The organism is Asanoa ishikariensis, assembly GCF_900107455.1.
Lineage (GTDB): Bacteria > Actinomycetota > Actinomycetes > Mycobacteriales > Micromonosporaceae > Asanoa > Asanoa ishikariensis.
In genome coordinates this window covers 1,681,782-1,703,725 of the sequence record NZ_FNQB01000003.1, presented here as the reverse complement: position 1 = coordinate 1,703,725, position 21,944 = coordinate 1,681,782, and the positions used below count along the sequence as shown (strand labels likewise).

At 70.9% G+C, this 21,944-nt stretch carries 19 protein-coding genes; 14 read left to right on the top strand and 5 right to left on the bottom strand.

The features are described 5' to 3' along the window. Positions 1-45: 45 nt before the first annotated feature. Genes BLV39_RS31825 through BLV39_RS31815 form a run of 3 tightly spaced genes read right to left on the bottom strand, consistent with a single transcriptional unit; the run spans position 46 to position 3,217 of the window. Positions 46-858, bottom strand: a complete 813-nt coding sequence (locus BLV39_RS31825) for an alpha/beta fold hydrolase (RefSeq protein WP_090800315.1) — start codon at positions 856-858, stop codon at positions 46-48. Then, positions 855-1,718 carry an SDR family oxidoreductase gene (locus BLV39_RS31820; RefSeq protein ID WP_090800314.1) on the bottom strand — a complete coding sequence of 288 codons (864 nt, stop codon included), beginning with the start codon at positions 1,716-1,718 and terminating at the stop codon, positions 855-857. The genes BLV39_RS31825 and BLV39_RS31820 overlap by 4 nt, the downstream gene beginning before the upstream one ends. Continuing rightward, positions 1,715-3,217, bottom strand: a complete 1,503-nt coding sequence (locus tag BLV39_RS31815) for a flavin-containing monooxygenase (RefSeq protein WP_090800313.1) — start codon at positions 3,215-3,217, stop codon at positions 1,715-1,717. Before BLV39_RS31815 ends, BLV39_RS31820 begins: the two co-directional genes overlap by 4 nt. 42 nt (positions 3,218-3,259) lie before the next feature. Between BLV39_RS31815 and BLV39_RS31810 the strand changes: the two genes are divergently transcribed. The 5 genes from BLV39_RS31810 to BLV39_RS31795 all read left to right on the top strand — a co-directional run bounded on the left by BLV39_RS31810 (position 3,260) and on the right by BLV39_RS31795 (position 7,344). Continuing rightward, positions 3,260-3,859, top strand: coding sequence for a TetR/AcrR family transcriptional regulator (locus tag BLV39_RS31810; RefSeq protein ID WP_090800312.1), 600 nt, complete (start codon positions 3,260-3,262; stop codon positions 3,857-3,859). A 94-nt stretch (positions 3,860-3,953) separates the two neighbouring features. Next, positions 3,954-4,694, top strand: a complete 741-nt coding sequence (locus BLV39_RS31805) for a response regulator transcription factor (RefSeq protein WP_090800311.1) — start codon at positions 3,954-3,956, stop codon at positions 4,692-4,694. Between the two features lie 55 nt (positions 4,695-4,749). After that, positions 4,750-6,381, top strand: coding sequence for a sensor histidine kinase (locus tag BLV39_RS31800; RefSeq protein ID WP_204082877.1), 1,632 nt, complete (start codon positions 4,750-4,752; stop codon positions 6,379-6,381). Positions 6,382-6,450: 69 nt separating this feature from the next. After that, positions 6,451-6,627 carry a glycine zipper domain-containing protein gene (locus BLV39_RS43255; RefSeq protein ID WP_176985168.1) on the top strand — a complete coding sequence of 59 codons (177 nt, stop codon included), beginning with the start codon at positions 6,451-6,453 and terminating at the stop codon, positions 6,625-6,627. Between the two features lie 30 nt (positions 6,628-6,657). Then, positions 6,658-7,344, top strand: a complete 687-nt coding sequence (locus BLV39_RS31795) for a helix-turn-helix domain-containing protein (RefSeq protein ID WP_090800893.1) — start codon at positions 6,658-6,660, stop codon at positions 7,342-7,344. Here the strand turns inward: BLV39_RS31795 and BLV39_RS31790 are convergent. Continuing rightward, entirely contained in the window at positions 7,337-7,729 is a 393-nt protein-coding gene (locus BLV39_RS31790) for a VOC family protein (protein ID WP_090800309.1), read from the bottom strand. The two genes, BLV39_RS31795 and BLV39_RS31790, sit on opposite strands and share 8 nt — an antisense overlap. A 284-nt stretch (positions 7,730-8,013) precedes the next feature. Between BLV39_RS31790 and BLV39_RS31785 the strand changes: the two genes are divergently transcribed. The 7 genes from BLV39_RS31785 (at position 8,014) to treZ (ending at position 19,457) form a co-directional block, all read left to right on the top strand. After that, positions 8,014-8,232, top strand: coding sequence for a hypothetical protein (locus BLV39_RS31785; RefSeq protein ID WP_090800308.1), 219 nt, complete (start codon positions 8,014-8,016; stop codon positions 8,230-8,232). 7 nt (positions 8,233-8,239) lie between these two features. Continuing rightward, positions 8,240-9,658 carry a methyltransferase gene (locus tag BLV39_RS31780; protein WP_090800307.1) on the top strand — a complete coding sequence of 473 codons (1,419 nt, stop codon included), beginning with the start codon at positions 8,240-8,242 and terminating at the stop codon, positions 9,656-9,658. Further along, entirely contained in the window at positions 9,651-11,705 is a 2,055-nt protein-coding gene (locus BLV39_RS31775; protein WP_090800306.1) for a sulfatase-like hydrolase/transferase, read from the top strand. Before BLV39_RS31780 ends, BLV39_RS31775 begins: the two co-directional genes overlap by 8 nt. Before the next feature lie 137 nt (positions 11,706-11,842). Continuing rightward, positions 11,843-13,126, top strand: coding sequence for a citrate synthase (locus tag BLV39_RS31770; protein ID WP_090800305.1), 1,284 nt, complete (start codon positions 11,843-11,845; stop codon positions 13,124-13,126). 146 nt (positions 13,127-13,272) lie between these two features. Beyond that, the gene (gene glgX / locus BLV39_RS31765; RefSeq protein ID WP_090800304.1) at positions 13,273-15,390 is read left to right on the top strand and encodes a glycogen debranching protein GlgX; all 2,118 of its coding nucleotides are present in this window, start codon (positions 13,273-13,275) and stop codon (positions 15,388-15,390) included. Between the two features lie 9 nt (positions 15,391-15,399). Next, positions 15,400-17,718, top strand: coding sequence for a malto-oligosyltrehalose synthase (gene treY, locus BLV39_RS31760; protein WP_090800303.1), 2,319 nt, complete (start codon positions 15,400-15,402; stop codon positions 17,716-17,718). Then, positions 17,715-19,457: a malto-oligosyltrehalose trehalohydrolase gene (gene treZ, locus BLV39_RS31755; RefSeq protein ID WP_090800302.1), complete on the top strand. Its 1,743-nt coding sequence runs from the start codon at positions 17,715-17,717 to the stop codon at positions 19,455-19,457. Before treY ends, treZ begins: the two co-directional genes overlap by 4 nt. Here the strand turns inward: treZ and BLV39_RS31750 are convergent. Then, positions 19,419-19,916 carry an SRPBCC family protein gene (locus BLV39_RS31750; protein WP_176985167.1) on the bottom strand — a complete coding sequence of 166 codons (498 nt, stop codon included), beginning with the start codon at positions 19,914-19,916 and terminating at the stop codon, positions 19,419-19,421. The two genes, treZ and BLV39_RS31750, sit on opposite strands and share 39 nt — an antisense overlap. A 274-nt stretch (positions 19,917-20,190) precedes the next feature. On the opposite strand from BLV39_RS31750, the gene kdpF reads away from it, so the two are divergent. Both kdpF and kdpA read left to right on the top strand, forming a co-directional pair. Further along, positions 20,191-20,280 carry a K(+)-transporting ATPase subunit F gene (kdpF, locus tag BLV39_RS31745; protein WP_090800300.1) on the top strand — a complete coding sequence of 30 codons (90 nt, stop codon included), beginning with the start codon at positions 20,191-20,193 and terminating at the stop codon, positions 20,278-20,280. After that, positions 20,280-21,935, top strand: a complete 1,656-nt coding sequence (gene kdpA / locus BLV39_RS31740) for a potassium-transporting ATPase subunit KdpA (RefSeq protein ID WP_090800299.1) — start codon at positions 20,280-20,282, stop codon at positions 21,933-21,935. The genes kdpF and kdpA overlap by 1 nt, the downstream gene beginning before the upstream one ends. Positions 21,936-21,944: the final 9 nt, after the last annotated feature.

Sequence of the window (21,944 nt, the reverse complement as noted above, 5' to 3'; positions counted from 1 at the left end):
GGGTGGTGTGCGGGACGCGGGCGAGTCGGGGTGACGCGGCGTCGTTTAGGGCTTCGCGCCGGTGGTCGTGAGGATCAGGTCGGCCACCAGGTCCGGGTCGTCGCTCATCGGGACGTGTCCGCAGCCCGCGAGGTCGACGTGCCGGGCGTGCGGCAGGCCGCGGCGGGCGACGGCGGACTGGCGGGGCCGCAGGATCAGGTCCCGGGTGCCCCAGGCGACGGTGACGGGCACGGTCGGTTGGCCGGTGAAGGCGTAGCCGCGGCTGGCACGGGCTACCGCCCGGAAGGCCGGGCCGTCCCGCAGTGCCGCGGTGTCGGCCATGGCGCGTTCGAGGGTGATCCGGCCAGGCCGGGACAGCAACATGCCGAACGCGGCAGCGCGTAGGCGGGGGGAGCGGAGCACGGTGCGTACGAGTGGAGTGGGGAGGCGGGAGACCAGGCGGAGGGAGGTGAGCACCGCTACCGCGTAACGGAGCTGGCCCGTGCTGGCGAAGCCGGCGGGTGACAGGGCCGTGGCCGACGCGACGTGACCGGCGGCGGCGAGTTCCAACGCGATCGCGCCGCCGAGGCTGTTGCCGGCCACGTGCGGGCGCGGGTCGTCGAGGGACCCAGAGGCGGAGGGGCCGAGACCGAGGGAGGTGAAGAACGAGGTCAGGGCGGCTACGAGGGCGGGCATTCCGGCAGGCCCGGACGTGGGCGCCGGCGAGTGGCCGAAGCCGGGCAGGTCGACCGCGATCACGTCGTGGTGTTCGGCGAGCCGGTCGAGCACCGGCTCCCAGGCACGCCAGTGGTGGCCGATGCCGTGCAAGAGCACCAGCGGCGGCCCCGCACCGCGTCGATCATGGACCAGGCCGGTCATCGGGACTGGGGCGCGGTATTGCGGCCGTAGCCCCGGCCGAGGGCGGCCAGTTGGTCTTCGAGCTCGGGCACGGACGTGGCCGCCGCGCGGCGGCTGACCCAGCTCCCGAAGGCGCCGTTGGCGACCGAGCGGAAGGCCGACGCCAGGGCGACCGAACGGGGAACGTAGACGCGGCGCCGGCGGCGAGCCACCGCGTCCACGAACGCGGCGGCGCAACGCTCCACCGGCACGCTGCGGCTGAACGGGCCGGGTAGGCGCTCCAGGGCGGCGCGGAACGTGGGCAGGTCGTCCTTGACGTCGCGGACCATGTCGGTGTCGACCCAGCTCATGTGCGCGGTGCCCACCGACACGCCGCGGTGGGCGAGCTCCAGGCGGATGGCGTTGCCGAAGTGTTCGACGCCGGACTTCGCCGCGCAGTAGCCGGACATGCCGGGCAGTGCCGCGAAGGCAGCGGCTGACGAGACGAGGAGGTAGTACCCGCGGCGGGCGGACACCGCCGCCACCGTGGCGCCGACCGTGCGGACGGTGCCGACGAGGTTCACCTCGATGGTGCGGACCAACGCCTCCAGGTCGCCGACCGCGATCGTGCCGCGGTTGGCGATGCCGGCGTTCGCCACGACGGTGTCGATGCCGCCGAACGCGTCGACGGTGCCCCGCACCGCGGCATCGAGTGCGGCCTGGTCGGTCACGTCGGCCTCGAACCAGCGGGCGGCGTCGCCCAGCGAGGTCGCCAGGTCGGCCAGGCGGTCGGGCTCCAGGCCGACCAGGGCGACGCGGGCACCGCGGGCGACAGCCAGCCGGGCGGTGTGCGCTCCGATCCCACGTGCGGCACCCGTGATGAACACGACGGTGTCTTTCATGCGATCACCTCCGTTGGGGTGGGGCGGTCATGGGATGGCGACCGGCGGTAGGCGGCCGGGGTGAAGCGGCGGGTACGCAGCCAGTACGACCAGGTGTGCCCCGGCCAGAGGGCGGAGACGCGGCCGTTGCGGTCCTGGTACCAGCTGTGGCAGCCGCCCGATTGCCACACCGTGCCGGCCATTCGGCGGTCGACCGAGTCGACATAGCCGGCCTGCGCCGTCGGTGTCGGCTCCCACGCGCCGCCGCCCGCCGCGTCGATGTGGCTCAGCAGGCGCAGCAGATGGTCCAGTTGGCATTCGATCATGAATACCACCGAGGTGTGCCCCAGCCCGGTGTTCGGGCCGAGCAACAGGAACAGATTCGGGAAGCCGCTGACGCCCGAGCCCAGGTACGCCCGCATGCTGCCGTCCCAGGTCTCCGCCAGCGTGCGCCCGTCGGCGCCGCGGATGACCGCCGCCAACGGCGGATCGGTCACCTGGAAACCGGTGCCGAAGATGATCGTGTCGGCGCGGTGCTCGCGACCGTCGGAGGTGACCAGGCCCGTCGGCGTGACCGAGGCGATCGGTGACGTCACCAACGCGACGTTCGGCCGGGTCAGCGCCGGATAGAAGTCGTCTGAGAGCAGGACGCGTTTGCAGCCCATCCGGTACGCCGGGGTCAGCGCCCGCCGCAGGTCAGGGTCCGCGATCGACGTCGTCAGGTGCCGGCGGGCCGTCCGCTCGGCCAGGCGCATCATCGGCGGGTGCAGGAAGCCCAGCGCGGCCAGCTCGCGCCCCCAGTAGACGCCGGCCCGGGCCAGCCGTCGCAGCACCGGGACCTGGGTGAAGGCGCGCAGCTCCCGCGCGGAGAAGGAACGGTCGCGGCGCGGCACGACCCACGGTGCCGTGCGCTGGAACAGGCTCAGGCTCGAGACCGTCGGCGCGATCCGGGGTACGAATTGCACCGCCGACGCCCCGGTGCCGATCACCGCCACCGACCGGCCGCGAAGGTCGAGATCGTGGTCCCACTGGGCGGAGTGGAAAGCAGGGCCGGCGAACGAGCTCAAGCCGGGCAGGTCGGGAACCACCGGAGCGGACAGCGGCCCACTGGCGGCGACCAGGAAATCGGCGGTGTACGCGCCACGGGACGTCTCGATCAGCCACCGCCCCGCCTGCCAGACGGCGCCGCGCACCTCGTGGCCCAGACGTAGCCGCGGGCGGAGGTCCCGCGCACACCGCCGCAGGTACTCCCAGATCTCCGCCTGGCCCGAGAAGCTCCGGGTCCACCCCGGGTTCGGCATGAACGACAATGAATACATGTGGGACGGAACGTCGCAGGCGCAGCCGGGGTACGTGTTGTCGCGCCAGGTGCCGCCGACGTCCGTACCCCGGTCGAAGATCACGAAGTCTTCGTGCCCGGCCCGGCGCAGCCGCAGGCCCGCCGCGATGCCGCCGAAGCCCGCGCCGATGACGGCGATCCGACTGTGTCGGGGTTCTGCCGGCGTGGCGTCGCTGGCCATGATCGGCTCACCTCCACAAGCAGCCATCCGGAGGCGACACCCATGACCGCCCCGCGTACCGCGGCCGCCGTCCGCGCGAGCCTGGAGCTCGCCCTCGCCAACGCCGTTGCCGAGAAAGGCTACGCCGCCACCACGATCGCGGACATCGTGGCGAACGCGCGCGTCTCGAAACGGACCTTCTACGAGCATTTCACCGACAAGGAAGAGTGCCTGATGGCGCTGTACGGCGCCGCCTGCGCCCGGATCATGGCGGTGCTCCGGGCGACGGGCGACCCGGACCAGCCCTGGCCCGACCAGATCCGCGCACTGACCGACGCCTACCTCGCCACGCTCGACGCGATGGTCAACCGGGCGGTCGTGGTCGAGATGCAGGCCGCCGGCGTCCGTGCGTACCGGATGCGGCAGCGCATCCAGCGTGAGTTCGCGCAGACCCTGGTCGATGTCGTCGAGCGGGCCCGCGTCACCAACCCGCGGATCAACCCGCTCAGTCCGCCGATGGCGCTCGCGCTGTGTGGCGGCATCAACGAGCTCATGCTCGATGTCGTCGGCCCGTCGGGCGAACCCGGCGGAGACTTCGCGGGCCTGCGGGAGCCGGTCGTCGCGCTGTTCGCCGCGGTCGTGCCCGAGCAACAGTCCGCATAGGACAGCCATGAGACAGCAGCGGGACAGCAGGCTCACAGGTGGCCCACAGGAAACGGCTAAACGGCGCACAGGGAGCGCCGCCACGATGAGAGGCATGGTCACGATCGGCGATGGGCGACTGGCGGATTTTCGGCGACTGGACGGCGCGCCGATCAGAGTGCTGGTCGTCGACGACGAGCCGACGCTGACCGACCTGCTCCAGTTGGCCCTGCGGTACGAGGGCTGGGAGGTGCGTGCCGCCGGCAGCGGTGCGGACGCCGTGCAGGAGGCCCGGCACTTCGAACCCGACGTGGTCGTGCTCGACGTGATGCTGCCGGACTTCGACGGGCTAGAGGTCATGCGGCGGCTGCGGGTGAGCGCGCCCAACGTGCCCGTCCTGTTCCTCACCGCGCGCGACGCCGTCGAGGACCGGGTCGCGGGGCTGACCGCCGGTGGCGACGACTACGTGACCAAGCCGTTCAGCCTCGAAGAGGTGGTGGCGCGGCTGCGGGCATTGATGCGCCGCGCGGGCGTCGGGGTCAGTGCCCGCGAGGAGGCCGTGCTCACGGTCGGTGACCTCACCCTTGACGAGGACTCGCACGAGGTACGCCGAGCCGGTACCCTGATCGCACTTACCGCGACGGAGTTCGAGCTGCTCAGGTTTCTGATGCGCAACCCGCGGCGGGTGCTCAGCAAGGCGCAGATCCTCGACCGGGTGTGGAACTACGACTTCGGCGGGCAGGCAAATGTCGTGGAGCTCTACATCTCCTATCTCCGGAAGAAGATCGACGCCGGGAACGCACCGATGATCCATACGCTGCGCGGCGCGGGGTATGTCCTCAAGCCCGCCGACTGAGCCGCCGGAGGCGCTCTCCCCAGCGCCTCCGGCGCCTCGTAGGCGACGGCGGACCATGCGCGCGCGGCTGCTGCTGACGGTGGTCGCGCTGCTCGCGATCGTCCTCGTCGCCACCGGCGCGATCACCACGGTCGCGCTGCACCGGTCGCTGGTCGGCCAGGTCGACCGCCAGCTCACCGCCAGCCAGGCGCGTGCGGGCCTCCCACCGGCCGGCGAACGCCCCTTCGAGCCGCCCGACGACGACCAGCCAGGCGACGACCAGCCAGGCGATGACCAGCCCAGCAGCGGCACCCAGCCCAGCAGTGGCATCCAGCCCAGCACCGGCACCCAGCCCGACAACGGCGCCCAGAACGGCGGAACCCCGCGGCCCCGCCCACCACGGCCGCCGCGCGGTGGCCCACCTCCGCCGCCACCCCCGTACGCCTGGACAGACGTTGGCCCGGCCATCAACGGCCAACCCCCGGACATCGTCGCCGCCCTCGTCCACAACGGAGTCGTGACCCTCTCCGGCCACCGCGACCCGGACTCCCGCACCGAGATCCTCGAGGTGGCCGCGTCGGCCCACGCCGCCCTGGCCAGCGTCCCCGCCGACGGCGCCGCACACACGCGCGACCTGGCCACCCTCGGCTCGTACCGGCTGGCCGCCCGCATAGACGACGGCTACACCGTCGTGATCGGACTTCCGCTGGACCCGACCAACGACACGATCCGCGACCTGCTGATCGTCGAGTCGGCGCTGGCACTCGCCGCGTTGCTGCTGGCCGGCGGTGCCGGAGCCCTGATCGTCCGCCGCGAGCTACGCCCGCTGGAGCGGGTCGCCGCCACCGCCGCCGAGGTCACCGCCCTGCCCCTGCACCAGGGCGAGGTCGCCCTCCCGATGCGCGTCCCCGCCGAGGACACCGACCCGACCACCGAGGTCGGCCGGGTCGGTGCCGCGCTCAACAGGCTGCTCACCCACGTCAGCGACGCGCTCGCCGCGCGACAGGCCAGCGAGACGCGGGTACGCCAGTTCGTCGCCGACGCCAGCCACGAGCTGCGTACCCCGCTGGCCGCCATCCGCGGCTACGCCGAGCTGACCCGCCGCAACCCGGGTCCCGTCCCGGCCGACGTGGCGCACGCGATCCGCCGGGTCGAGTCGGAGAGCGCCCGGATGACGTCCCTGGTCGAGGACCTGCTCCTGCTGGCCCGGCTCGACGCCGGCCGCCCGCTCGCCGACGGTGCCGTCGACCTGACCGCGATGGTGGTCGACGCCGTCGGTGACGCGCACGTCGCCGGCCCCGGCCACCACTGGCGGCTCGACCTGCCGACCGAGGCGATCGTGGTGGCCGGCGACGGCCCGCGGCTGCACCAGGTGCTGGCGAACCTGCTCGCCAACGCCCGGACGCACACCCCGCCGGGCACGACGGTGGTCACCGGGCTCGAAGCCAGGAACGACACCGCGGTGCTGACCGTCACCGACGACGGCCCCGGCATTCCCGCCGAGCTCCAGGGCGAGATCTTCGACCGGTTCGCCCGCGGTGACTCGTCGCGCTCGCGGGCCGCCGGCAGCACCGGGTTGGGCCTGGCGATCGTGGCCGCCGTCGTCGGCGCGCACCGCGGCGAGGTCACCGTCGCGAGCGAGCCGGGTCGCACGGCCTTCACCGTACGGCTGCCGTTGTTCGACCAGTCCGATAAAACGGACGGATAGCGCCACAAGTCCGGTTTGCCGAACACACCGAGCGGGTACGCGCGGAAACAGGCATCGAAGGGAGCCGTCATGACCCGGAGTCGAACCATGGGATCGGGCATCGCGCTCGGTCTGGCGATCGGGGTCGTGTTCGGGCTGTTCGTCTTCGACAACATGGCGATCGGCATCGGCGTTGGCGTCGGTGTCGGGCTGGCGATCGGGATCGCGCTGGGAGCCGGCAATGGCGCCGGGGAGAGGGACGACTAACTGTCGTACCCCGCTGCCATGCTCTCGACCATGAGCCCGCACGAGTCCCGCGCACCCCGCACCGGCGGGGTCATCTGGCAGCGCGCGGTCACGACGACAAGGCAGGCCCGCATCCTGCCCGACGGCTGCACCGACCTGATCTGGTCCAGCCGCACCGGCCTGACGATCGCCGGCCCCGACACCACCGCCGCCCTGGCCGACCTGACCGCCGGCGACCGCGTCGTCGGCCTACGCTTCCCGCCCGGCACCGGCCCGGCGGTGTTCGGCGTCCCGGCAGCGGAGCTGACCGACCAGCGCGTCCCGCTCGACGCCCTATGGCCGGCCGGGACGGTCCAGCGGCTGGCCGAAGACATGGCCGAACACGGAGGCGGCGACCTGTTGGACCGGGTCGCCGAGGCCAGGCTGGCCACGGTCGGCGGCCCTGATCCGCGGGCGGAAGCGATCACCCGCGCGCTGGGCGAGGGCCAGTCGGTGGCCCGCACCGCGGCGAGCCTAGGGCTGACCGAGCGCCACCTGCACCGCGCCAGTCGCCACCTGTTCGGCTACGGCCCGAAGACGCTGGCCCGCATCCTGCGCATGCGCCGCGCGCTGGTCCTCGTGCGAAGAGGCGTGCCGGCGGCGCGGGCGGCCGCCGAGTCGGGCTACGCCGACCAGCCGCACCTATCCCGCGACGTGCGCGCGCTGGCCGGCGTCCCGCTCAAGGAGCTCCTCAGCTGAGGGCGGCGAACAGGTCGACCGCGTTGCCGTCCGGGTCGGTCAGGGTCGCGTACCGCTGGCCCCAGAACGCGTCGAACGGTTCGAGCTCGCCTGCGTGCCCGTCCTTGGTCATCCGTGCGTAGACCTCGTCGACCTCGGCCGGCGTGTCGCACGCGAAGGCGAGCGCCATGCGGGCCGAGCCGCTGGGCGCTTCCCACCCGGGATGGAACGAGCGGATCGTCTCCACCGTGTCGAAGGCCAGCCGCAGCCCGCCGGGCAAGGTGACCTCGGTGTGCGGCGCGTCGTCGGCGTCGGCCGGGATCGACAGGCCCAGCGCGCGGTAGAACGCGAGCGATCGGGCCATATCGGCCACGACCAGCCCGAACAGGTCGATGCGAACAGTCATGGGCTCACCGTAGGCGGGCCGCGATGCTCAAGTCTTGAACGAATCGGACCCGTGCATGTCGGACAAAACATGTCAGACGGTACGCTGCGGACGCTGCGCGGATCGGATCTCAAGCGTAGGGTCGGGGCACGGCACATGACATTCAACCGTCAGGGTGGAAAACGGGTGGTGTCAGCGCGATGACGCGGTGTCGGGGAGGACGGGGCAGTTAACACCGATTGCTTGCACCGACCGCGGGGGCGGTCGCGTGAGCGCGGGTGGCGAAAGAGGGAGGAGAGGGCGGGATGGAGTCGCATCTGGCCTATCTGGACGCGGGATCCGGCAGCCTGATCGTGCAGGCGCTGGTTGCCGGCACGGCCGGTGTGGTGGTGGCCGCGAAGCTGTACTGGCGGCGGGTGACCGGCATGTTCCGCCGCAAGACGCCGGCCGAGGCAACGGTCGGCACAACGGCTGCGCCGGTGGAGACAGCCACCCCGGCGGCGGCGACGGCCGACAAGGACTGAGCGCTCGGTGACACCAGAACACACCCGGCCCGTGGCGGAGCCGGGTTCTTTCCGCGACCCTCAGACCCGCGTCTTCCACGCCGACGGCGAGGTGCTGCGCGGGCTGGGGGCGCAGGCCGCCCAGGACTGGAAGGCCCTGCGCGACAGCGAGTTCTTCGCCCGCACCCAGGCTGACCGCACGGTGACCGCGACCGAGGAGATCGACCGGGAGCTTCCGGGCGAGCCCGGCACGTGGAGCACCACCCTGCGCCACGAGCCGCTGCCGTTCGTGACCTATCCCTACGAGTGGTCGCACACGATGCGCCAGGACGCCGCCCGGCTCCACCTGGACCTGCTGCGCCAAGCACTCGCAGCCGGCTTCACGATGAAGGACGGCTCCGCGTACAACCTGCAGTGGCGGGGTGCGGCGCCCGAGTTCATCGACGTGGGCTCCTTCGAGCCCGCGAAGCCCGGTGAGCCGTGGGCCGGCTACCGGCAGTTCTGCCAGACCCTGCTCTACCCGCTGATGCTCCAGGCGCACCTCGACCTCGACCCGCGGGCGTTGCTCCGGTCGCAGATCGACGGCGTCGAGCCCGCCCAGATGCGCCGGTTGCTCGGTGGCACCAAGCGGCTCGCGGCCGGCGTGCTCAAGCACGTCCACCTGCACGACAGCATCCAGTCCCGCAACGCCGACCGGAGCACCGGCGCGGTGCGCGACCAGCTCCGCGACGCCGGCTTCAACACCGAGCTCGTCATCGCGGCAGCGAAGGCGACGGCGAAGCTGGTGGCCAAGCTCGACTGGGCGCCGCCCGCGACGCACTGGGGCGACTACCGCGAGACCTGCAGCTACTCCGAGGACGACCGGGCAGCCAAGCAGCGCTTTGTCGACAGCGCCCTCGAAGCCGCCGACAAGACGGACCTGGTCCTCGACCTCGGCGCCAACGACGGCGTGTTCTCGAGGCAGGCGGCCGCCAAGGCCGGCTACGTGGTCGCCGTCGAGGCCGACCCCGCGGTCGTCGACACCCTTTACCGGCAGCTCCGGGCCGAGGGTGAGAAGCGGATCCTGCCGATCGTGATGGACCTCGCCGACCCGTCGCCCGGCGGCGGCTGGGCGAGCCACGAGCGGGCGAGTTTCGCCGACCGGGCCGCCAAGGCCGACGTCACGCTGGCCCTCGCACTGGTGCACCACCTGGCGATCGGCCGCAACGTGCCGCTGCCGGCGATCGTCGACTGGTTGGCCGGCATGGGGCACACCGTGGTCGTCGAGTTCGTGCACGCCGAGGACCCGATGGCGCGAAAGCTGCTGGCCAACAAGCCGGACGGCCTGTTCCCCGACTACCACGTGGAGACGTTCGTCCGACTGCTCGGCGAGCGCTTCGACATCGCGAAGCGGGAGACCCTGCCCGGCGGCACCCGCACCCTCGTCGCCGGCGTCCGTCGTGACTGAACAGGCCACCCGGGCCACCCGCACGAAGAACTGGGCCAGGAGCGAAGTAGCCCCGCTGCTGGAGATCCTGGCCCTGTGCGGGCTGGCGATCACCCAACCGCTGCTCGACGTCACCGGCCAGAGCCCCGACTTCTTCCTCTTCTACGGGGCCGGCCGGGGCAAGATCCTGCTGCTCGTCGGCATCGTCACGCTGGTGCCGCCCCTCGCGCTCTGGCTGGTCGGCGCGCTCACGAGACTGGTCGGCCCGCGTACCCGCAAGATCACCCACGCCACGACGGTCGGTCTGCTGGTCTCCGCGATCGCGATCCAGTTCGGCAAGCAACTGCTCCCGATGCGGGGATGGCTGTTGGCCGTCATCGGGATCGCCGTCGGCGCCGGCATCGCGTACGCCTATTGGCGCTGGCGGGTCCCGGGTCAGCTCATGCGGATCGCGGCGCTCGGCCCGCTGGTCTTCGTGGCCCTGTTCGCGTTCGCGTCGCCGACCTCGGCGGTCGTGCTGCCCTCGGCCGCGCTCAAGGCCCGCGCCGACGTCACGCAGACCAGGGCCAGCCACCCTCCGGTCGTCATGCTGATGCTCGACGAGTTCCCGCTGGTCTCGGTGCTCGACAAAAACGGAAAAATCGACCAGAACAAGTACCCCCACATCGCCGAGCTGGCCAACGCGAGCACCTGGTACCGCAACGCGACGGGCGTCAGCGGCTGGACCCCGTACGCGATGCCCGCGATGCTCACCGGCCGCCACCCGACCAAGGCGGTCGCGCCGCACTACGCGGCCTACCCGGACAACCTGTTCACCCTGCTCGGCGGCACGTACGACACCGACGTGCAGGAGACCATCACCGAGCTGTGCCCACCCAGCGAGTGCGGCGACGGGGTCAAGCGGGAGGGTGGCCTGCCGGCGCTGCTGCGCGAGGTGGTCGGCCTGTTCCGGCAGATCGCCTCGCCCCGGGACGAGCCGGCCCGCGACCCCGAGGCCTCGTACCGGGAGAACACGCTGGCCGAGGCGCGTTCCGGTGTGGCGCCCGACGACCCGAAGTTCCGCTGGGACACCCTCGACGACAACCAGCCGTCCCGGTTCACCACGTTCCTCGACGGGCTCGTGCCCACGCCGCGGCCCAAGCTGCACTTCCTGCACCTGCTCATGCCGCACACGCCGTGGAACTACCTGCCGTCCGGCACCCGCTACGAGGCGCCCGAGGACTTCCCGCTGGACGGGCCCGGCTGGGTGGAGACCGCCCGGGACCGGCACCTGGCCCAGGTCGGCTACACCGACCTGCTGGTCGGCAAGATGATCGACCGGATGAAGCAGACCGGCCTGTGGGACAAGGCCGCGCTGGTCGTCACCGCCGACCACGGTGTGTCGTTCACCATGGACCACCAGGGTCGGGGGATGGGCCCGGTGAAGGCCTCGCCCGAGGAGGTGCTCTGGGTGCCCCTGTTCGTCAAGACACCGGCTCAGCAGGCCGGCGCCGTCGACGACCGCAACTGGCAGCACGTCGACCTGCTGCCGACGGTCGCGGATCTCGCCGGTGTGGCGGTGCCGTGGGAGGTCGACGGCCGGCCGGCTTCGGCGTCGCCGCGGACGTCGCACGACCACGTCTACAGCGACCTGCCCGGAAAACCGGTCAATATACCCGATACCGGGACGTTTCAGCGGATCATCACCGGCCAGGCCGGCCCGCACATGGCCCTGCCGATCCGCCCCGACCTGATCGGTAAGCAGATAGACACGCTCCGGGTCAGCGGGACAGCGGGTCCGCGGGTCAAAATCGACAATGCCTCCGCGTTCGCCGACGTCGCTCCCGACACCGGCCGGCTACCCGCCCTCGTCTACGGTCACCTGCCGGCCACGATCCGTGACGGCACGCCGCTGGCGATCGCCGTCAACGGCCGGATCGGGGTCACCACCAAGGCCACCTGGGCCGACAAGCAGGGCAGACGGTTCGCGGCGCTGGTGTCCGACGAAGGGCTCTTCCGGCCCGGCGCCAACACGGTGGAGCTCTACGAGATCGCCGGCGACGAGCTTCGCCGGCTGCCAATCGCCTGACCACGGCCTCGGGTGTGGCATATCCCTCGCCGTTGGGGACCAGGGCGCGATTCCGGCGGATCATGTCGAACGATTACCGTTGTACTGAGGCGTAACAACGACGTGACATCCCCCCACCCGTCAAAAGCGAGGACCAGATGACCGATGTCAAGCTAGACCACCCGGCCGGACAGCTTTCTATGGCGGTACGCCCGGCCGTGGAGGGCCCCGCGGGCCTCGACGTCGGCGCGCTGCTGAAGGAGACCGGATACGTCACCTATGACCCGGGTTTCGTCAACACCGCCGCGACCCAGTCTGAGATCACGTACATCGACGGCGACGAGGGGATCCTCCGCTACCGCGGATACCCGATCGAGCAGCTTGCCGAGCACTCCTCCTTCCTCGAGGTCACCTACCTGCTGATCTACGGCGAGCTGCCGACCACCGACGAGTTGGCCGAGTTCACCGACAAGATCCGCCGGCACACCCTGCTGCACGAGGACTTCCGCGGCTTCTTCGACGGCTTCCCGCGTGACGCGCACCCGATGCCGGTGCTGTCGTCCGCGGTCAGCGCGCTGTCGACCTTCTACCAGGACAGCCTCGACCCGTTCGACCGCGACCAGGTCGAGATCAGCACCATCCGGATGCTGGCCAAGGTGCCGACCATCGCGTCGTACGCGTACAAGAAGTCGATCGGCCAGCCGCTGCTCTACCCGGACAACTCCCTCGGCTACGTCGAGGACTTCCTGCGGATGACCTTCGGCGTCCCGGCGACCAAGTACGAGGTCGACCCGGTGATGGCCAAGGCCCTCGACATGCTGTTCATCCTGCACGCCGACCACGAGCAGAACTGCTCGACCTCGACGGTGCGGCTGGTCGGCTCGGCCAACGCCAACATGTTCGTCTCGGTCGCGGCCGGCGTGAACGCGCTGATGGGCCCGCTGCACGGTGGCGCCAACCAGGCCGTGCTGGAGATGCTCCACCAGATCCAGGCCGACGGTGGCGACGTCAAGTCGTTCGTCAACAAGGTCAAGAACCGCGAGGCCGGCGTGAAGCTGATGGGCTTCGGTCACCGGGTCTACAAGAACTACGACCCGCGCGCGGCGATCGTGAAGAAGTCGGCCCAGGACGTGCTGTCCCGCATGTCCAAGTCCGACCCGCTGCTCGACCTGGCCATGCAGCTCGAGGAGATCGCGCTCGCCGACGACTTCTTCGTGTCGCGCAAGCTCTACCCGAACGTCGACTTCTACACCGGCCTGATCTACAAGGCGATGGGCTTCCCGACGAAGATGTTCACCGTGCTGTTCGCCCTGGGCCGGCTGCCCGGGTGGATCGCGCAGTGGCGCGAGATGATCGCCGACCCGGCCACCAAGATCGGCCGCCCGCGCCAGCTCTACACCGGTGCCGCGCAGCGTGAGTACGTGGGGATCGAGCAGCGCTAACCGCAAAATCGGGCAAGATCCTGCAAAAAGCGCGTGAACGTCGTCACGGTGCGCCGCAGGATTGACGCTACCGTCGGTGGGGCAATAGGCGGCACCGGCCGTGACCCGGCCGGTGCCGCTCGTACACCACAGGAGGCACGCGTCACATGCAGGTCTGGCCTGGCCAGCGGTATCCCCTCGGGGCCACGTACGACGGCACCGGCACGAACTTCGCGATCTTCTCCGAGGTCGCCGAAGGTGTCGAGCTGTGCCTGTTCGACGAGTGGGGGCTCGGCAACGAGCGCCGGGTCACCATGCAGGAGGTCGACGCCTACGTCTGGCACGCCTACCTGCCCGGTGTGGAGCCCGGCCAGCGCTACGGCTACCGGGTGCACGGTCGCTTCGATCCCGGCGCCGGCCTGCGCTGCAACCCCAACAAGCTGCTGCTCGACCCGTACGCGAAGGCGATCGACGACGACGTCCGCTGGGACCCGGCGGTCTACGACTACGACTTCGACGACCCCAACCGGATGTCGACCACCGACTCCGCGCCGTTCGTGCCGAAGGGCGTCGTGGTCAACCCCTACTTCGACTGGGGCAACGACCGGTCGCCACGGATTCCGTACCACGAGTCGGTGATCTACGAGGCGCACGTGAAGGGGCTGACCCGTCGGCATCCAGGCGTCCCGGAGGAACTGCGCGGCACGTACGCCGGCATCGGCCACCCGGCGATCGTCGACCATCTCAAGAAGATGGGCGTGACCGCGATCGAGCTCATGCCGGTGCACCAGTTCCTGCACGACAACCGGCTGGCCGACCTGGGCATGCGCAACTACTGGGGCTACAACACCATCGGCTTCTTCGCGCCCTATCACGGCTACTCGGCGATGGGCCGCCTCGGCCAGCAGGTGCAGGAGTTCCGCGGCATGGTGAAGACCCTGCACGCGGCCGGCATCGAGGTGATCCTCGACGTGGTCTACAACCACACCGCCGAGGGCAACCACCTGGGTCCGACGCTGGGTTTCAAGGGCATCGACAACCCCAGCTACTACCGGCTGTCCGAACAGGACCGGCGCTACTACGTCGACTACACGGGCACCGGCAACAGCCTCAACATGCGCAGCCCGCACTCGCTTCAGTTGATCATGGACTCGCTCCGCTACTGGGTCGAGGAGATGCACGTCGACGGCTTCCGCTTCGACCTGGCCGCGACCCTGGCCCGCGAGTTCTACGAGGTCGACCGGCTCTCCACGTTCTTCGAGGTCGTGCAGCAGGACCCGGTGGTCAGCCAGGTCAAGCTGATCGCCGAGCCGTGGGACATCGGGCCCGGCGGCTACCAGGTCGGCAACTTCCCTCCGGTGTGGACGGAGTGGAACGGCAAATACCGCGACACGGTACGCGACTTCTGGCGCGGCGAGCCGGCGACGCTGGCCGAGTTCGCGTCCCGCATCTCCGGCTCGGCCGACCTCTACCAGGACGACGGCCGTCGACCGTTCCACAGCATCAACTTCGTCACGTGCCACGACGGGTTCACCCTCAACGACCTGGTGTCCTACAACGACAAACACAACGCGGCCAACGGCGAGGACAACCGCGACGGCGAGGGCCACAACCGGTCCTGGAACTGTGGTGTGGAGGGCCCGACCGAGGACCCCGGCGTGCTCGCCCTGCGCGCCCGGCAACGCCGCAACTTCCTCGCCACGCTGCTGCTCTCGCAGGGCGTGCCGATGATCGGCCACGGTGACGAGCTCGGCCGCACCCAGCGCGGCAACAACAACGCGTACTGCCAGGACAACGACCTGAGCTGGGTCGACTGGGAGCACGTCGACGAGCACCTGCTGGAGTTCGTCCAGAAGCTGACCGCGTTCCGGGCCCGGCACCGGGTGTTCCGCCGGCGCCGGTTCTTCAGCGGCCTGCCGGTGCAGACCCGCAGCGCCGGCGCGCCACTGCCGGACCTCGCCTGGTTCACCCCGGAGGGCCGGGAGATGACCCGCGAGGACTGGGACAACCACTTCGGCCGGGCGGTGATGCTCTTCGTCAACGGCGAGGGCATCCGCGAGCGCGGCCAGTACGGCCAGCGGCACCTCGACGACTCGTTCCTGCTCTGCTTCAACGCGCACGACGCGGGCCTGCGGTTCACCGCGCCCGGCAACGAGTACGGACAGAAATGGGAGGCCGTGATCAGCACGGCCGAGTACCCCGGAGAGGGGCAGCAAGTGGTGGAGGCAGGTGCGTCGATCGTGGTACCCGACCGATCCCTAGTCGTGCTCGACCGCGCGGTCTGAGGCCCGGGGATGGCGACGCCGACCGGTACCTACCGCGTGCAGATCCGCCCCGACTTCACCTTCGACGACACGGCCGCCCTCGCCGGCTACCTGTCCGACGTCGGCGCCAGCCATCTCTACAGCGCCCCGCTGCTGACCGCCGCACCCGGCTCGGCGCACAACTACGACGTGGTCGACCACCGGGAGGCCAATCCGCAGCTCGGCGGCGAGGCCGGGCGCCAGCGACTGGTGACCGCCCTGCGCGCCGCCAAGCTCGGCTTCGTCGTCGACATCGTGCCCAACCACGCCGGCATCGCCGTCCCCTCGGCCAACCCGGCCTGGTGGGACGTGCTGCGCAACGGGCGTTCATCCGCGTACGCCGGCTGGTTCGACATCGACTGGTCCCGGGACCGGATCCTGGTGCCGGTCCTGGGGCACGACGGCGACCTCGACGTCCTGCGGGTCGAGGACGGAGAGCTGCGCTACTACGAGCACCGCTATCCGATCGCGCCGGGCACGGGCGCCGGCACGCCGCGGGAGGTGCACGCCCGGCAGCACTACGAGCTGGTCGGTTGGAAGCGCGGCGACGGCGAGCTCAACTACCGGCGGTTCTTCGCGGTCAGCGACCTGGCCGGGCTGCGGGTCGAGGACCCGGCGGTGTTCGACGCGACGCACGCCGAGGTGCTGCGCTGGGTCGCGGCCGGCGACGTCGACGGGATCCGCGTCGACCACCCCGACGGGCTGCGCGACCCGGTCGGCTACCTGGCGCGGCTGCGCGACGCGGCCCCGGGCGTGTGGCTGGTGATCGAGAAGATCCTGGAGTACGGCGAGGACCTGCCCGCCTGGCCGGTCGACGGCACCACGGGGTACGACGCGCTGCGTGAGGCCGGCGGCGTCTTCGTCGACCCGGCGGGGGAGCGGGCGTTCAGCGCCCTCGACGCCGCGCTGACCGGGGTGGCCGTGTCCTGGCCGGAGCTGACCCACGCCTGCAAGCTCGAGGCCGCCCAGCGGATGTTCCCGACTGAGCTGCACCGGCTGGCCGCGCTCGCGCCGGGGCTGCCGGACGCCGCGGCCGGGCTCGCGGAGCTGGCGGCCAACTTCCCGGTCTACCGGTCGTACGGTGCGGATGGTCTGCGTCATCTCGCCCGTGCCCGCTCGGAGGCCGGCCGGCGGCGCCCCGACCTGATCCCGACGCTGGACGCGCTGACCGCCCGGCTGCGGGAGCCCTCGGACGAGCTGGGGCAGCGGTTCTCCCAGCTCACCGGCGCCGTGATGGCCAAGGGGGTCGAGGACACCGCGTACTACCGGTGGACCCGGTTCGTCGCCCTCAACGAGGTCGGTGGCGCGCCGGAGCGGTTCGGGGTCGGCGTGGGCGAGTTCCACGCGGCCGCCGCGCGCCGCCAGCGCAACTGGCCGCGGGGGATGACCGCGCTGTCGACCCACGACACCAAGCGCTCCGAGGACGTACGCGCCCGGCTGGCCGTGCTCGCCGAGGTGCCGGACCGGTGGGCGCGGGTGCTCGCCTCCTGGACGGCGGCAGCCCCACTGCCCGACCCGTCCTTCGCCCACCTGCTCTGGCAGACGGTGGTGGGTGCCTGGCCGTTGACCAGGGAGCGGCTGCACGCGTACGTGGAGAAGGCCGCCCGGGAGGCGTCGGTGTCCACGTCCTGGGTCTCCCCGTCGTCGGCGTTCGAGGAAGCCCTGCACACGGTGGTCGACCAGATCTTCGACGACCCGGCGCTGACCGCATCGGTGTCGACCTTCGCGGCCGAGATCACGCCGGCCGGATGGTCCAACTCGCTCGGCCAGAAGCTGGTGCAGCTCGCCATGCCCGGGCTGCCGGACGTCTACCAGGGCACCGAGCTGTGGGACTACTCGCTGGTGGACCCGGACAACCGGCGCCCGGTGGACTTCGCCGCCCGGGCCGCGCTGCTCGCCCGGCTCGACGGCGGGTGGGAGCCGCCGGTCGACGAGACCGGTGCCGCCAAGCTGCTCGTGGTGTCCCGGACGCTGCGGCTGCGCCGGGACCGGCCGGACCTGTTCGCCGGCTACCGGCAGGTGCCGGCGTTCGGCCCGGCGGCCGACCACGTGGTCGCCTTCGACCGCGGTGGCGCGCTGGCGGTGGCCACCCGACTGCCGGTCGGGCTGTCGCTGCGGGGCGGCTGGGGAGAGACGTATCTGACCCTTCCGGGCAATTCTTCCGTTCCTGATGACTCTGCGTCTTCGCGGCGTTTTACGGATTCGTTCACCGGCCGGGTCTACAGTGGGCGACGGGTCCCGGTGTCGAGCCTGCTCGACCGCTATCCGGTGGCCTTGTTGACCTCCGCCGAACCCGTGGTGGCGCCGTGACTGTGTTCTCCGTGTGGGCTCCGGACGTGTCGCGGGTTCGCCTGCGCGTGTCGGGCTCGGACCTCTCGATGGACCATGACTCCGCCCGGGCGGGCTGGTGGACGCTCGACGTGCCGTCGGCCGCGCCCGGCACCGACTACGCGTTCCTGCTCGGCGACGAGGACCTGCCGCTGCCGGACCCGCGGTCGTCCTGGCAGCCGTCCGGGGTGCACGGTCCGAGCCGGGTCTACGACCAGTCTCTCTTCTCGTGGTCTGACGGCGGGTGGACGGGTCGCCAGCTACCCGGCAGCGTGCTCTACGAGCTGCACATCGGCACGTTCACGCCCGAGGGCACCTTCGACTCGGCCATCTCGCGGCTCGATCACCTGGTTGACCTCGGCGTCGACCTGGTCGAGCTGCTGCCGGTCAACGCGTTCAACGGCGAGCACAACTGGGGGTACGACGGGGTCTGCTGGTTCGCGCCGCACGAGTCCTACGGCGGCCCCGACGGTCTCAAGCGCTTCGTCGACGCCTGCCACCAGCGCGGCCTGGGGGTGGTCCTCGACGTCGTCTACAACCATTTCGGCCCTTCGGGGGCTTACGCGCCGATGTTCGGCCCCTACCTGTCCGAGGGCCCCGGCACCAGTTGGGGCTCTTCCGTCAACCTCGACGGCCCGCTGTCCGGCGAGGTCAGGTCCTACATCGTCGACAGCGTGGTCGGCTGGCTCCGCGACTACCACGTCGACGGGCTGCGCCTGGACGCCGTGCACGCCCTGGTCGACCGCGGCGCCGTGCACCTCCTCGAAGAGCTCGCGGTCGCGGTCGACGCGCTGTCGGCCCACGTCGGCCGGCCGCTGTCACTGATCGCCGAGTCGGACCTCAACGATCCGCGCCTGATCACCCCGCGCGAGGGTGGCGGCTACGGCCTGACCGGGCAGTGGAACGACGACGCGCACCACGCCCTGCACACCCTGCTGACGGGGGAGCGGCAGGGCTACTACGCCGACTTCGGCTCGCCGCAGACCCTGGCTGATGTCCTGACCGGTGCTTTCTTCCACGCCGGCACCTGGTCGTCGTTCCGCCAGCGGGTCCACGGCCGCCCAGTCGACCGGACTCGAGTCCCCGGTTACCGCTTCGTGGCGTACCTCCAGAACCACGACCAGATCGGCAACCGTGCCCTGGGCGACCGCCTGACCGCGTCGTTGTCGCCTGGCCTGCTCCGCGTGGGAGCGGTCCTGCTCTTCACGGCGCCCTTCACCCCCATGCTCTTCATGGGCGAGGAGTGGGGCGCCAGCACGCCGTGGCAGTTCTTCACGAGCCACCCGGAGCCAGAGCTGGCCGCCGCGGTCGCGACGGGCCGCCGCCGCGAGTTCGGCGCACACGGCTGGCCCGAGGGCGACGTGCCGGACCCCCAGGACCCGGCCACCTATCTGCGGTCGCGGCTCGACTGGGCGGAGCTCGACAAGCCTGAGCACGCGGAGATCCTGGCCTTCTACACGCGCCTGATCGCGCTGCGCAAAGCCCAACCGGACCTCTCCGACCCCCGCCTGGACAAGATCGAGGTGACCCACGGAGACCAGTGGCTGGTGATGCACCGGGGCGGGGTCGCGGTTGCCGCGAACCTGGCGGGCAAACCGCAACGCATCACGCTGCCGGGCTTCATCCGCTCGGTCCTACTGGCCACGGAGTCAGGCGCCACGGTCATGCGCGACGGAGTCCAGCTACCCGCCGAGTCCGCGGTCGTCGTCGCGCTGGCCTGACGGCAGGGACATCTTCTGCCAGTTGCGGAAGACGAAGCGGTGCACCGACTTCAGCCCGACCCAGAGGGCCGGATACAGCGCGGGCCGGCCGAATCCGCGGACGGTCACCGTCGTCGTCCGGGTGACCGAGGTGCCCTGGCCGGACGGTGCGAGCTCGAACACGTCCCCTAGCTCGTCGACGAACCGATGGAACCCGAGGTTCGTCGACTCCATCCGGAACGCCAGCCGGGCCGGCGGCTCCCACGCGGTGATCCGCTGCCGCACCTCGCCCTGCTCCGAGACACACTGCCGGGCGGCGCCCACCTCGCCCGGCCCGTCGGGCAGCCGGCACTGCGTCGGCCGGGGCGTGCCGACGTAGAACACGGGGCACGCGGGCCGCAGCTCGAGGCGTGAGTCGCACAGCGCCGGCCACAACGCCTCCGGCGGGTGCGGGACGACCCATCGCGTACGCACGATCACGTCGTCACGGTAGCCGCGGCACGCCACCGCCGTGGTCCCGGTCACCCGCGCGTAGCGACGGCGTCAAGAAACCGTCAGGCCGCGTATGGAGCGCGTCTGGACCCGTTCCCGTGGGGAATCGGAGGCGATTTCATCCTTCCGGCACCTGTCCGACCTCCAGGCTGCCCCGGACTCGATGAAGAGGAGTAGTGCACGTGCCTGACGTGCTGTTCGTACTCGTGACGGTGGCGTTCTTCGCCATCCTCGCCCTGGTGGTGCGGGGGGTGTCCAAGCTGTGAGCGCCGTCAACCTCATCGGCCTGATCATCTCGGCCGCGCTGGCGGTCTTCCTGCTCGCCGCACTGCTGTTCCCGGAGCGTTTCTGATGAGCATGACTGTCGCGGGCGTGTTGTTCATCGTCTCGCTCCTCGCCGCTCTGGCGGTCGCGTACCGCTACTTCGGCGACTACATGTACCGGGTCGTCGTCGGTGCCCGGCATTCGCTCGCCGAGCGCGGCATCTACAAGATCCTGCGGGTCAACCCCGAGGGCGAGCAGAGCTGGAAGGCGTACGCGGGCAGTCTGCTCGCCTTCTCCGCCATCTCGCTGCTCTTCCTGTACGCCCTGCTGCGCCTCCAGCACGTGCTCTGGCCCAACCCGAACTTCCCGGGTGTGACCGACCACGTCGCCTGGAACACGGCGGTGTCGTTCGTCGCCAACACCAACTGGCAGGCGTACTCGGGTGAGTCGACCATGACCCACCTGTCGCAGATGGCCGGCCTCGCGGTGCAGAACTTCGTGTCCGCCAGCGTCGGCGTGGCCGTCGCGGTGGCCCTGGTGCGCGGGTTCGCCCGCCGCAAGAGCGGCACGCTCGGCAACTTCTGGGTCGACCTGACCCGGATCACGCTGCGGATCATGCTGCCGGTCGCGGTCGTCGCGACCGTCGCGCTGGTCATCGGCGGTGTGGTGCAGAACTTCTCCGGCGGGCACGACGTGACCACGCTGACCGGGGGGACGCAGACCATCACCGGCGGCCCGGTGGCCAGCCAGGAGGTCATCAAGGAGCTGGGCACCAACGGCGGCGGCTTCATGAACGCCAACAGCGCCCACCCCTTCGAGAACCCGACGCCGTGGACCAACTGGATCCAGCTGTTCCTGATCCTGCTGATCCCGGTCAGCATGCCCCGGGTGTTCGGGCGGATGGTCGGCCAGAACCGCCAGGGGTACGCGATCCTCGCGGTGATGGGCATCCTGGCCATCGCCAGCATCGGCCTGACCAACGTGTTCGAGATCGCCGGCAACGGCACGGTCCCGCACGCGATCGGTGCGGCCATGGAGGGCAAGGAGATCCGGTTCGGCGTCTCCGACTCGGCCAGCTTCGGCGCGATCACGACGCTCACCTCGACAGGTGCGGTCAACTCGTTCCACGACTCGTACACCTCGCTCGGCGGCATGATGCCGATGATCAACATGATGCTCGGTGAGGTCGCGCCCGGCGGTGTCGGCGCGGGTCTCTACGGCATGCTCGTGCTCGCCGTGATCACCGTGTTCGTCGCGGGTCTGATGGTCGGTCGCACGCCGGAGTACCTCGGCAAGAAGATCGGCGCGCGTGAGATCAAGTTCGCCTCGATCTACTTCCTGATCACGCCCGCGACGGTGCTGACAGGTGTCGCGGCGGCGATGGCGACGAAGAACCACACGACGATGCTCAACGTCGGCCCGCACGGCTTCTCCGAGGTGCTCTACGCCTTCACCTCGGCGGCCAACAACAACGGGTCCGCGTTCGCCGGCATCACCGTCAACACCGGGTGGTGGGACACCGCGCTCGGCTTCGCCATGCTGCTCGGCCGGTTCCTGCCGATCATCATGGTGCTCGGCCTGGCCGGCTCTCTGGCGGCACAGCAACCGGTGCCCGAGTCGAAGGGCACGTTGCCGACCCACCGGCCGCTCTTCGTCGGGATGCTCGTCGGCGTCACCGTGGTCCTGGTGGCCCTGACCTTCCTGCCCGCCCTCGCCCTCGGCCCGCTGGCCGAAGGCCTCTGAGCCGCCCAC

What these genes read in the sequence shown, in the direction of transcription:
- BLV39_RS31825 (WP_090800315.1), bottom strand. Translation starts at nt 858, where the DNA reads ATGACCGGCCTGGTCCATGATCGACGCGGTGCGGGGCCGCCGCTGGTG.
- BLV39_RS31820 (WP_090800314.1), bottom strand. Translation starts at nt 1,718, where the DNA reads ATGAAAGACACCGTCGTGTTCATCACGGGTGCCGCACGTGGGATCGGA.
- BLV39_RS31815 (WP_090800313.1), bottom strand. Translation starts at nt 3,217, where the DNA reads ATGGCCAGCGACGCCACGCCGGCAGAACCCCGACACAGTCGGATCGCC.
- BLV39_RS31810 (WP_090800312.1), top strand. Translation starts at nt 3,260, where the DNA reads ATGACCGCCCCGCGTACCGCGGCCGCCGTCCGCGCGAGCCTGGAGCTC.
- BLV39_RS31805 (WP_090800311.1), top strand. Translation starts at nt 3,954, where the DNA reads ATGGTCACGATCGGCGATGGGCGACTGGCGGATTTTCGGCGACTGGAC.
- BLV39_RS31800 (WP_204082877.1), top strand. Translation starts at nt 4,750, where the DNA reads ATGCGCGCGCGGCTGCTGCTGACGGTGGTCGCGCTGCTCGCGATCGTC.
- BLV39_RS43255 (WP_176985168.1), top strand. Translation starts at nt 6,451, where the DNA reads ATGACCCGGAGTCGAACCATGGGATCGGGCATCGCGCTCGGTCTGGCG.
- BLV39_RS31795 (WP_090800893.1), top strand. Translation starts at nt 6,658, where the DNA reads ATGAGCCCGCACGAGTCCCGCGCACCCCGCACCGGCGGGGTCATCTGG.
- BLV39_RS31790 (WP_090800309.1), bottom strand. Translation starts at nt 7,729, where the DNA reads ATGACTGTTCGCATCGACCTGTTCGGGCTGGTCGTGGCCGATATGGCC.
- BLV39_RS31785 (WP_090800308.1), top strand. Translation starts at nt 8,014, where the DNA reads ATGGAGTCGCATCTGGCCTATCTGGACGCGGGATCCGGCAGCCTGATC.
- BLV39_RS31770 (WP_090800305.1), top strand. Translation starts at nt 11,843, where the DNA reads ATGACCGATGTCAAGCTAGACCACCCGGCCGGACAGCTTTCTATGGCG.
- glgX (WP_090800304.1), top strand. Translation starts at nt 13,273, where the DNA reads ATGCAGGTCTGGCCTGGCCAGCGGTATCCCCTCGGGGCCACGTACGAC.
- treY (WP_090800303.1), top strand. Translation starts at nt 15,400, where the DNA reads ATGGCGACGCCGACCGGTACCTACCGCGTGCAGATCCGCCCCGACTTC.
- kdpA (WP_090800299.1), top strand. Translation starts at nt 20,280, where the DNA reads ATGAGCATGACTGTCGCGGGCGTGTTGTTCATCGTCTCGCTCCTCGCC.